Here is a 10,998-nt window from a genome sequence, read left to right as displayed (position 1 = left end):
TCAGTCGTAGACCTTCACAATTTTCCGGGTGCTGGGATCGACCAGGACGGTGCGGTTGTCGACCACGACGTAGCGGTATTTGACGTTGGGAACTTCGTGCAGCTCGACCGTATCAGGCAAGGCACTGCCGACGTTCAGCTCCACGCCCGGGATCTTCACCGAAGCCAGCGGCTGCTTTTTTACGTATTCGCGGACGACCGTATCCTGCTCCGGTGTGATGACGACATCCTGAGCTGCGGCGGCGCCGACCCCAGCCAAAAGCAACAAGCCTGCAGCGGCACTTGCAAAGTGGATTTTCATGGTTTTCTCCTCGCGTAATCCGGCGACGGCACCACGCCTGTTCGCCGAGGGACCGAACTTGAGATCAGCCAGATTGTTCCTGTGACTTCAGTCCGCGGCGAACCAGACCAAAGTCGGATATCAGCTAAGACCCAAGTCCCGAGGCGGAACGTTCAAGCGGGGCAGGCGTTTCCCAAATGCAACTAAATAAAACAGGAGAGGAACACATGGCCGACGGCCCAACTGTTGTTAATTCTGGGGGTGGCGGCGGCACTGCGATTGCTGTTGTTCTTGCACTTATTGCGGTCGTAGTGTTGCTTATTTTTACCGGCGTCATCAATATCCGCGGCGACGGCGGCAAGGATATCAACGTCAAGGTTGAAGCGCCAAAGGTGGAAGCTCCGGCTGCACCCGCAAAGCCTGCGGCACCTGCCCCAGCCCCTGCGAGTGGCGGCTGATCTGGTCGTATCCACGCCTTCAAACTGACCTATGAAAGGAAATTCCCATGACCAGATATTTCGTCAGCGCCGCCGGCGCCCTCGTCCTTATGGCGGGCATCGGCACCTCGTTTGCCGAGGATGTTATTGTTCTCAAGCCCGAACAACAGACGGTCATTCGCGAATATATCCATAAGCAGAAGCTGGCCTCAGTCAGTTTGCTCGGCGTCGAACTCAATGTCGGCACGGCACTTCCAGACACTGTCGAGCTCCACGCAATCGACGTTCCGGATGTCCGCTACAAGTATACGGTTGTCGGAGATCATGCGGTTCTCGTCGATCCCGACACGCGCAAGGTCGTGCAGATCATCGAATAACGCGCGAGCCCGCCGCTCCGGTCTGGAGCGGCGGGCTGTGGCTGCCCTGTGAAAGTCTACGGGCAGCCTTTTCTCAACGGGAGGATGTCTGATGTTTAGCGACAAGGAAACTTGGGTCCTGGAAGCTGCCTTACTCGCGGCAATTCCAATTTGCGTAGCCGTCACCGCACTCGTGGCATTTTTGACCGCGGCCTGGATATGAATCGCTTCCTGTTTGTGATGGGCGACTTTCTATCCCGGCCACCGGGCTTCTATGTCCTTCTTGTAGCCATGCTGCTCTGTACTGCGTTGGTGCCATTCGGCCTGACCAATGTGGTCACCTACGCATTGTCGGTAGCGGCCATCGTGATCACCGGCGTTGTGCTGATCCAGGGTTACCGCGACACGGCCGCCATTCACGCCAAGCTTGATGAGATTATCGTTTCGCTGAATGAGACCAGAAACGATGTCGTCGGCTTGGAGCATGCCGAGCCGGAGGAGATTCGGGAGAAGCTCCAGACACTCGAAGAAGAAGCAATGAAAGCGGTTCGCCCGCCGCATTGACCCTCCGCTGGACTATCTGTCATCCATCAGCAAAAAAGCCCGGGAACCGGGCTTTTTTGCTTCGCGTCTAAATCATTTCGGACTTATCCGAAACGGGAATTTGGTGCCCAGAAGAGGACTCGAACCTCCACTCCTTGCGGAACACGGACCTGAACCGTGCGCGTCTACCAATTCCGCCATCTGGGCTGGTGCGGGCTCATGTAAGCGGGCAAACGATATGTGTCAACGCGCTTTTTCGAGGGCCGCAGCCTGCCGGCTTAGTTTCCCGGGGGTCAACGCCGCCCCTCACCTGCCTGCCGGCATCCTCTCCCCGCACAGTGACGGGGAGAGGGGCGCTCTCATCGATGATTTTCGCCGGTCACCTGCGTCACAAGAAGAGCGCCGAGGCTGCGGCCAGCCCTTTCTCCCCGTCACTACACCGGGAGAACTGCCCGGCAGGGCAATGAGGGGCAGCGCCGACTCGGCGAATGAGTTGGCCGAAAACCTCACCCCTCCAGCACGTCCTTCGACGCCACAGTGGAATCGGCGTTGAGCTTGTAGATCACCGGCACGCCGGTGCCGAGCTCGAGCTTGACGATCTCCTCGCCGCTCTTGCCGTCCAGCGCCATGATCAGTGCGCGCAGCGAATTGCCATGCGCGGCGACCAGCACGGTGCCGCCTTTCAGCACATGCGACTGCATGTCGTGAAGATAATAGGGCCAGACGCGGGCGCCGGTGTCCTTCAGGCTTTCGCCGCCGGGCGGCGGCACGTCGTAGGAGCGGCGCCAGATGTGCACCTGCTCTTCGCCCCACTTCTGACGCGCGTCATCCTTGTTGAGACCGGAGAGGTCGCCGTAGTCGCGCTCGTTCAGCGCCTGGTCGCGGATCGTCTTCAAATCGCTCTGGCCGACCGCGTCGAGAATGTGCTGGCAGGTTTTCTGCGCCCGGATCAGCGCCGAGGTGAAGGCAATGTCGAATTTCAAGCCGCGTGCCTTGAGCTTCTGGCCGGCTTCCTTGGCCTCCTTGTGGCCCTGCTCGGTAAGGTCGACATCGCGCCAGCCGGTGAACAGGTTCTTCAGGTTCCATTCGCTCTGGCCGTGGCGCACGAGCACGAGAGTTCCCGACATGTTTGCTCCTTCAAAATTATGGATAGTTTAGCTCAAGCCGAGCACGTCCCGCATGGAATAAAGTCCGGGCTTTTTACCGCGCGCCCAGAGCGCGGCCTTGACCGCGCCGCGGGCAAAGATGGCGCGGTCCTCGGCATGGTGCGACAGCATGATGCGCTCGCCGGTTCCGGCCAGGATGACGCTGTGGTCGCCGACCACCGAGCCACCGCGCAGGCTGGCAAAGCCGATCGTTCCTGGCTTGCGCACGCCGGTATGGCCGTCGCGTGACCGCACATCGTTGCCGGCAAGGGAAATGCCGCGTCCCGCCGCCGCCGCTTCGCCGAGCAGCAAGGCGGTGCCCGACGGCGCGTCGACCTTGTGCTTGTGATGCATTTCGAGGATCTCGATGTCGAAATCCTCTGGACCGAGCGCGCGCGCGGCCTGCTCGACCAGCACCGCCAGAAGATTGACGCCGAGGCTCATATTGCCGGATTTGACGATCGTCGCGTGGCGGGCCGCGGCCTCGATCCTGGCGTCGTCTTCCGCCGAGCAGCCGGTGGTGCCGATGACATGGGCAATGCGTGCCTGCGCGGCATAGCCTGCGAATTCGACGGTGGCTGCCGGCATGGTGAAATCGAGCACGCCGTCGGCCTTGGCGAACACCGGCAGCGGATCGTCGCCGACCGTCACATTGATGATGCCGATGCCGGCAAGCTCGCCCGCATCCCTGCCGAGATAGGGCGATCCGGTTCGTTCGACCGCGCCGACGACGCGGGCGCCGGGGATCGAATGGATGGCGCGGATCAGCGTCTGGCCCATGCGGCCGGCCGCCCCCACCACGACCAAGCCCATTTCGCCGGATTCGCTCATGCTGTTCTCCCGATCGCCTTGCTGGCGCGGCTATGCCGGAGTTTGGATTGGCTGGGCGTCGTCGACAAGCCCCAACCCGCTCTTGCCCTGCACGCGGTGGAAGCGGGCATAGACGCTGTGCGGATCGGCCATCAGCCTGGCATGGTTGCCTTCCTCGACCAAGCGGCCCTCTTCAAGTACGATGATGTGGTCGGCGTTGACGACCGTCGACAGGCGGTGCGCGATGACGATGGTGGTGCGCCCTTCCATCACATGGGTCAGCGCTTCCTGGACGCGGGCTTCGGCCTCGTTGTCCAGCGCCGAGGTCGCCTCGTCGAGCAAAAGGATCGGCGCATTGCGCACGATCGCCCGCGCAATCGAGACGCGCTGGCGCTGGCCGCCGGAAAGGGTCGAGCCGCCCTCGCCGACGGGCGTGTCGTAGCCCTGCGGCTGCTGACGGATGAACTCGTCGGCCGCCGCCAGCACCGCCGCCCGCTCGATCTCGGCGTCGGTCGCCGAAAGTCGGCCAAAACGGATGTTGTCGCGTATGCTGCCTTCGAACAGATAGGGCGCCTGCGAGACATAGGCGATCGAGCCGCGCAGCGAGTGCTTGGTGACTTTGGAAATGTCCTGGCCATCGATCTCGATCGAACCCTTGTCGACATCGTAGAAGCGCTGCAGCAGCGCCACGAGCGTCGTCTTGCCGGCACCCGAGGCCCCGACCACCGCCGTAACCTTGCCGGCCGCGGCGGTGAAACTCAGGTTCCTGATCACCGGCATGTCGGCGCTGTAGCCGAACGTCACATTGTCGAAGCGAACCTCGCCGGTGGTGATCCTGGCTTCGACCGCGTCGGGCGCATCGCCCTGTTTAGGCTCCAGGTCGAGCAGCTCGTAAATCATCCGGGCGTTGACCAGGGCACGTTCCATACCGACCTGCGTACGAGCCAGGCGCCGTGCCGGATCGTAGGCCATGATCAGCGCGGTGATGAAGGAAAACACAGCGCCTGGTGGTTGTCCGAGCACCAGCGCCCGGTAGCCGGAATAGGCAAGGACGGAGGTAATGGCGAGACCGCCCAAAATCTCGGAAATCGGCGACAGCCGCTCCGCGACCCGGGCGATCTTGTTGTTACGCTGCTCGGCCGTATCGGCCATGATGCCGATCCGGCGCGCCAGCTCGGCTTCCAGGGTGAAGGCCTTGACGATGGCGATGCCTTGCGTGGCCTCCTGTACGGACCCGTTCAGCCGCGAGTTGATCAGCACCGATTCCCGGTTGATGCGCCGCAATCGGCGGGTGATGTAGACGACGGCCCAGATCAGCGGCGGCCCGATCAGCAGCGAGCTGAGCGACAACACCGGATCCTGGTAGATCATGACGCCGACGAGGGCGATCAGCGAGACCGCGTCGCGGCTGATGGAGGTCAGCGTCAGCGACAGCAGATCGCGAACGCCGCCGACATTCTCGTTGACCTGTGCCGCCAGCCGACCGGAACGCGTATCGTTGAAGAAGTCGACGCCGAGCTTCATCAGGTGGTCGAAGCTGCGCTTCTGGTAGCGGGCGACCAGATTGTTGCCGATCTTGGCCAACGCGACCGCCTGGCCGTAACCGGCGAAGCCGCGCAGCACGGAGGCGGCCATGAACCCGGCGCAGATCCAGACGATCATGTCGCCGCGTCGTTCGTAGAAGATCTCGTTGATCATCGGGGCCATGATCCACGCCGTGAAGGCGGTGGTGGCGGAAACAATCAGCAGGCAGCCGACGGCAACGACATAGGTCCAGCGATATTCACTACCGTTTTCGGCCAGGATGCGGCGCAGCACCGCAGTGACCTCAGCTGGCTGGACTTTCAGTTTGAGTGGACTTTGAGCGGTCAAATCGCGGGCGCTTCGTGGTTTGCTAGAGCATGATGCCGAAAAGTGTGAAGCGGTTTTCGGACGACATCATGCTCTATCTCTTTGATTTAGAGCCGGATTCAGATTTCAGGTCGATTCGATCTGAAATCATCCGGCCCTAGGGATGCCAGGCTGGAATTCGGCCCCTCTTAGCGCCCCGGCTACGGCTTGCCTATGGCGAAACTTCGTCGCGGCCCGAGGTTGGGGTCACGAAAGCGGCAGCCATTTCCAAGAAAATACCCGTTTTCGGGACGAAATGGATCATGCCCGCCAGCGCCGCCCCGCGGTCTGGACGCCGAACAGCGAAGGGTTGCGGGCATAGGCGGCAAGGCCCAGAAGTGCCGCCAGCGGGTGGGTGATGACATAGACCGGCATCGAGGCCATCAGCGCGCTGTGCGGCGCCTTGTCCTCGAAGGCGGCGCGGAAATTGCCTTCCTTCAGCGCGGGCACGATCTTTTGCGCGATGCCGCCGGTCAAAAACACGCCGCCGCGGCTCATGAACACCAGCGCGAGGTCGCCGGCGGTGCGGCCGAGGCAGGTGACGAACAGCGCCAGCGCTTCCTCGGCAACCGGGTCGGTCTTGGCCAGCGCCGCCCCGGTGATTTCGGCCGGCGTGGTGAACGGCGCCGGCTTGCCGTCGGCCTTGGCGGCCGCCCGGTAGACATTGACCAGACCGCGCCCGCACAGGATCTGCTCGCCCGAAATGCGGCCGTCCAGCTTTTCGATATGCGGGAACACCTCGAAATCGCGCGGCGTCCGCGGACCGATATCCATGTGGCCGCCTTCGCCAGGCACCGGTATCCAGTGATGGAGGGCATGAACCAACCCGGCGACGCCGAGGCCGGTGCCGGGACCGAGCACGACACGCCCGGCATTCTCCTCCGGCGTGCCGCCGCCGATCTTTTCCATGTGCTCTTCGCCGAGCGCCACGACGGCCAGCGCCTGCGCCTCGAAATCGTTGAGCACGACGATGTCGCCCAGGCCCAGATTGGCAAACATCTGCTTCGGCTTCACCACCCAGGGACAATTGGTAAGCGGGATCTCGTCGCCATCGACTGGTCCGGCGATGGCCAGCACTGCCGAATTCGGCCGGATGGAGGAGCGGTCCAGCACCGCCGCCTGGATCGCCTCGTCGATGGTGGCGAAATTGGCGGTTTGCACGATATGCGGCTCACCGGCTTCCGAATTTGCGTCGAGCACGATCGAAAAGCGCGCATTGGTGCCGCCGATGTCGCCGATCAGCACTGGAAACCGCAACGCGGTGTCGTCGTCGCCTGACATGCTCTTGCTCGTCCCCTTTGCGGCGCCGTTGCGACCGTTTCAAGCGCCCGGTTTTCAATCGCCCGGTTTTCAGTCGATTGACTAGCGCATGGCCCCGGAAAGGGAAAGCGTCAGTTCGCCATCACTGTCCGACGTTTGCCGGCGGCCGTCGCCTCGGCAGGGGAATGCCGATCTCCGGCGTGGCGGTGAATGCGTTGGCTGCGCCAGGCAAGCCGCCCGCATTGCCCGCTATGGGCGGAGGCGCGTCGGGTTCCGGCGCCCTGGCGGCGATCGGCACGCCGCCGCCGCGATAGGTGACGGCTTCCGCCGAGTCCGCGTCGGGCTGGTCGAGCACGAACTGGCATTGTTTCGGCAGGTTCGCCATCGTCATCAGGTCGCGCGCCTTGGGCGCATCCGGGTTCTTGTTGGGGCGCCACGGCTCCTCGGTAAACCACCAGGCCAGCGGCTTGCCGCAGCCGTCATCGTCGGGCGTCGCTTCCTGTCCCTTGCAGTTGGACGAACCCGGCTGGCAGCCGATGCGGATGTGGAAATGATAGTCATGGCCCCAGAACGGCCGGATTTTTCTCAGCCAGGTACGGTCGCCGGTGACGGTGTCGCACAGCTTCTTCTTGATGCCTGGATTGACCAGGATGCGCTCGACTTCCGGATAGCTCGCGGCGCGCTTCAACAGCTTGGTATGTATCGGCTTCCACAGCCTGTCCTTCACCAGATGCGTCTTGTCGTCGACCATCAGCGTGGCGCTGATGTTTTCGCGCTCCTGGGTCGTAAGCTTGCGGTCGGGCATCGGCGTCAGCCAGATGTCGGCGTCGAGGCCGATCTGGTGCGAGGCGTGCCCGGTCAGCATCGGGCCGCCGCGCGGCTGCGAAATGTCGCCGATCAGAAGCCCCGGCCAGCCGTCGGCGGCGGCATCGCGCGACAGTTTCTCGATCAGCGCGATCATCGTTGGATGACCCCAGCGCCGGTTGCGCGAGGGACGCATCACCTCCCAGTTCTGGCCGTCCATCGGAATGGCGACGCCGCCGGTGAAGCAGCCCTTTGAATAGAAGCCGAAGGATTGCGCCGCAGCCACCGCCGGCAGCTTCTTGGCGCCGAACAGGTCTTTTGCCCGTGGCTCGGCCGTGATTGCGCCCGCCACCAGCCCGGCCAGCGCCACGACCGCCAGCGCCGCCGTCAGGAACGGCCGTCTGCCGGTCAAGGATCGCATCGAAATCGTCATGAACCCCACTGCAAAAGTCCGCAACACAATCGAATCATATCACCCTCGGGCTCGCGTTTCGATTATCTACCTTCATCGGGCTGCGCGGCTCGCCGTCGCGCCAGCTGCCGTCGGCCCACATCCGATCGAACGCCTGGCGGTAGTCCGGATAGCGGAACCGGTAGCCCGCTGCCTTGATCGCGGCGTTGGCGACGCGCTTGTTCTCGCCATAGAAGGACCGCGCCATGGGCGAAAGTTGGGCGGTCTCGAAAGGAATCTCCGGCGGCGGCTCGACGCCCATCAGCGAAGCGGCATAGGTGACGACATCCTGCGGCGGCGCCGGCTCGTCATCGGTGATGTTGAAAATGCCGCCTCTATTGCCACCGATGAGGTGCCAGAGCGCGCCGGCGATGTCGTCGCAATGGATGCGGTTGAACACCTGGTCGGGCTTGACCAGCCGCCTGGCCGTGCCGTTTTCCAGATTGACCAGCGCGTTGCGACCCGGCCCGTAAATGCCGGAAAGCCGCAGGATGGCCACCGGCTTGCCGGTCTCGAGTCCAAGCTGCAGCCAGCCCCGCTCGGCCGCCACTCGCATCGACGAGCGTTTCGACACCGGCCGGCATTCGGCCGTTTCATCGACCCAGGCACCGTCATAATTGCCATAGACGCCGACGGTCGAGAGATAGCCGATCCAGCGAAGCGCCGGCATCGCCTCGATCGCCTTGCGCGCGGCGAGAAGCACAGGGTCGCCGGCCTCCTCCGGTGCCACCGAGACGACGAGATGGGTGGTCTTTTCCAGCGCATCGCCGATTTCAGGGGTCAGGGCGCCGTCGAACAGCAGCGGCGCGATGCCGACCTGCCGCAGCGCGTCGAATTTTTCCAATGAGCGCGTGGTGCCAAAAATGAGATTCTTGTGAAGAGGGGCGCCCACACTACCCCTCCCCACAAGGGGGAGGGAACGTTGCCGCGCGCTCTTACCGATCCCAGTCGCTGGGTCTGCGAAGGTAGGCGCTTCCGCGAGTTCCCCTCCCCCTTGTGGGGAGGGGTTAGGGGTGGGGGTATTCGTAGTGCGCAAACCGTGCCAGCCCGCATTGGCCCGTGCAAAGGCTTTGCCCGAATAGCCGGCGCCAAAGATAAAAACCTGTTTTTCGCTCATGCGTGCGCCTCAATTGGCAATACGGACAGCCATTCGCCCCGCACTGTCGTGTCGGTTTCAGTGTTCGAGTAGATCGCCGCCTGCCTGTTGAATTCGGCGGCCGGCACCAGCCGCGCCAGCGCCCAGATCGCCGCGCCGCGCACCAGCGGCGAGGCGTCGCCAAGGAGGGCGCGCACCGGGCCGGCCAGCGAAACATCGCCGGAATTGCCGGCGGCGGTCAGCACGTTGCGGACAAAGCGGTCGCGGCCGATGCGTTTGATCGGCGAGCCCGAGAAGAAAGACCGGAACGCCGTGTCGTCCAGCTGCAACAGCTCGCCCAGCGGCGGCTCGCGCAGTTCGTCGCGGGCAGCAAGCTTGGCTTCCGAAGCGGCGCGGGCAAACTTGTTCCACGGGCAGGCGGCGAGACAATCGTCGCAGCCATAGATGCGGTTGCCGATCTTTTCGCGGAATTCTTGCGGGATCGGCCCCTTGTTCTCGATGGTCAGGTAGGAGATGCAGCGCCTGGCATCGAGCCGATAGGGCGCCGGAAAGGCATCGGTCGGGCAGGCGTCGAGACAGGCGCGGCAGGAACCGCAATGGTCTACCTCGGTCGCATCGGGCGTGAGCTCAGCCGTGGTGAAGATGGTGCCGAGAAACAGCCAGGAGCCGTGCTCGCGGCTGACCAGATTGGTATGCTTGCCTTGCCAGCCGAGCCCGGCGGCCTCAGCCAGCGGCTTTTCCATCACGGGCGCCGTATCGACGAAAACCTTCACGTCGCCGCCGGCCCGCGCGACGATCTTGCCGGCGATCTCCTTCAGCCGGCCCTTCATCACCTCGTGATAGTCGCGGTTTTGCGCATAGACCGAGATCGCGCCGCGATCGCGCCTTGCCTGCAGCGCACGCGGATCGTGGTCGGGGCCGTAATTCATTGCCAGCACGACGATCGAGCGCACCTCGGGCCACAGCGTCGAAGGCTCGCTACGGCGTTGAAGCGTCTCCGCAATCCACGCCATCGAACCGTGAAAACCATCGGCGACGAATTCGGCCAATCTGGCTGGCGCCAGCGGGATCGCATCGGGCGTGGTGACGGCAACCGCATCGAAGCCGGCGCGCCGCGCCTCGGCGTCGACTAGCGCGCGCAGGGTTTGGCTTCTAGAAGTCGAGGTCCGCATAATGCGACACCGGCGACAGGCCGCGCACCCGGTCGGAGAGCAGCGGCCGGAACGACGGCCGCGATTTCACCCGCGTGTACCATTCGCGCGCCGCGGCATGCTCGCGCCAATCGATCTCGCCGAGATAATCCAGCACCGACAGCGTCGCCGCTGCCGCCAGGTCGGCATAGGTGACCTTGCTGCCGGCCAGCCAATGACGGGTGCCGGCCAGCCAGTTGGTGTACTTCATGTGCTGGCGAATGTTGGCGCGCGCTGCGCGGATCGCCGCCGAATCGGGGGAACCGCCGCCCGCCGTTTCCGGCATCACCGGCTTCAGCACGCGCTCGCGCACCAGATGCCGGGTCACTTCGCTCTCGGCCTTGTTGAGATACCAGTCGGTCAGGCGGCGGATTTCGGCGCGCTGCATCGGGTCTTCCGCAAACAGGCGCTTGTCGCGCTTCAGGACACCACGTGTTTCGTCGAGATATTCAGCGATCACCATGGCGCCGACGATCGGCACGTCGCCTTCGGCCAGCAGGATAGGCAAGGTGCCGGCCGGGTTCAGCGCCAAAAACTCCTTGCGCCGCGTCCACGGTTTTTCCTCGATCAGCGCCAGCTCCTCGCCATATTCGCCGAAGGCGAGGCGCACGAAGCGGCAGGTGGCGAACATCGGGTGATGGAAAAGCGTCAGCATGATTCCGCGATATTAAGGCGCACTGGCGAATCGCCGTCCGCACCGGTAAGTCTTGGCGGCCCGTCATGCGGCCGTCACGGTG

General features: G+C 63.6%; 12 protein-coding genes and 1 tRNA gene. 3 read left to right on the top strand and 10 right to left on the bottom strand.

Annotated elements, in window-relative coordinates; all coding sequences use genetic code 11:
* Entirely contained in the window at positions 1-300 is a 300-nt protein-coding gene (locus tag ACYG9R_RS11105) for a DUF1236 domain-containing protein (protein ID WP_023681215.1), read from the bottom strand.
* 206 nt (positions 301-506) lie between these two features.
* Here ACYG9R_RS11105 and ACYG9R_RS11100 point away from each other — a divergent pair, with 206 nt between their 5' ends.
* From ACYG9R_RS11100 to ACYG9R_RS11090, 3 genes are all read left to right on the top strand, one after another.
* Positions 507-737, top strand: coding sequence for a hypothetical protein (locus tag ACYG9R_RS11100; protein WP_033001362.1), 231 nt, complete (start codon positions 507-509; stop codon positions 735-737).
* Between the two features lie 47 nt (positions 738-784).
* Positions 785-1,093 carry a DUF1236 domain-containing protein gene (locus ACYG9R_RS11095; RefSeq protein WP_023681217.1) on the top strand — a complete coding sequence of 103 codons (309 nt, stop codon included), beginning with the start codon at positions 785-787 and terminating at the stop codon, positions 1,091-1,093.
* 198 nt (positions 1,094-1,291) lie between these two features.
* Positions 1,292-1,636, top strand: a complete 345-nt coding sequence (locus ACYG9R_RS11090; protein WP_023672069.1) for a low affinity iron permease family protein — start codon at positions 1,292-1,294, stop codon at positions 1,634-1,636.
* 101 nt (positions 1,637-1,737) lie between these two features.
* On the opposite strand, the gene ACYG9R_RS11085 is transcribed toward ACYG9R_RS11090, so the two are convergent.
* The 9 genes from ACYG9R_RS11085 to ACYG9R_RS11045 form a co-directional block, all read right to left on the bottom strand.
* Positions 1,738-1,822: transfer RNA gene (locus ACYG9R_RS11085), tRNA-Leu, on the bottom strand.
* Positions 1,823-2,121: 299 nt separating this feature from the next.
* Positions 2,122-2,742: a 2,3-bisphosphoglycerate-dependent phosphoglycerate mutase gene (locus tag ACYG9R_RS11080; RefSeq protein WP_023672068.1), complete on the bottom strand. Its 621-nt coding sequence runs from the start codon at positions 2,740-2,742 to the stop codon at positions 2,122-2,124.
* A 27-nt stretch (positions 2,743-2,769) separates the two neighbouring features.
* Complete coding sequence (gene dapB / locus ACYG9R_RS11075) at positions 2,770-3,591, bottom strand: 4-hydroxy-tetrahydrodipicolinate reductase (protein WP_023702425.1); 822 nt, start codon at positions 3,589-3,591, stop codon at positions 2,770-2,772.
* Between the two features lie 30 nt (positions 3,592-3,621).
* Positions 3,622-5,442, bottom strand: a complete 1,821-nt coding sequence (locus tag ACYG9R_RS11070) for an ABC transporter ATP-binding protein (RefSeq protein WP_050590521.1) — start codon at positions 5,440-5,442, stop codon at positions 3,622-3,624.
* Between the two features lie 279 nt (positions 5,443-5,721).
* Entirely contained in the window at positions 5,722-6,741 is a 1,020-nt protein-coding gene (locus ACYG9R_RS11065; RefSeq protein WP_023824069.1) for a glucokinase, read from the bottom strand.
* A 121-nt stretch (positions 6,742-6,862) separates the two neighbouring features.
* Positions 6,863-7,945: a penicillin-insensitive murein endopeptidase gene (gene mepA / locus ACYG9R_RS11060; protein ID WP_460221822.1), complete on the bottom strand. Its 1,083-nt coding sequence runs from the start codon at positions 7,943-7,945 to the stop codon at positions 6,863-6,865.
* 46 nt (positions 7,946-7,991) lie between these two features.
* Positions 7,992-9,092 (bottom strand): SDR family oxidoreductase, encoded by a 1,101-nt coding sequence (locus tag ACYG9R_RS11055; RefSeq protein WP_023672065.1) that lies wholly within the window; start codon positions 9,090-9,092, stop codon positions 7,992-7,994.
* The gene (queG, locus tag ACYG9R_RS11050; RefSeq protein WP_023824067.1) at positions 9,089-10,243 is read right to left on the bottom strand and encodes a tRNA epoxyqueuosine(34) reductase QueG; all 1,155 of its coding nucleotides are present in this window, start codon (positions 10,241-10,243) and stop codon (positions 9,089-9,091) included. Before queG ends, ACYG9R_RS11055 begins: the two co-directional genes overlap by 4 nt.
* Positions 10,224-10,916, bottom strand: coding sequence for a glutathione S-transferase family protein (locus ACYG9R_RS11045; RefSeq protein ID WP_023672063.1), 693 nt, complete (start codon positions 10,914-10,916; stop codon positions 10,224-10,226). The genes queG and ACYG9R_RS11045 overlap by 20 nt, the downstream gene beginning before the upstream one ends.
* Positions 10,917-10,998 lie beyond the last annotated feature (82 nt).

Source organism: Mesorhizobium sp. RSR565B (genome assembly GCF_054719465.1).
This window is presented reverse-complemented; position numbering and strand designations above follow the sequence as displayed.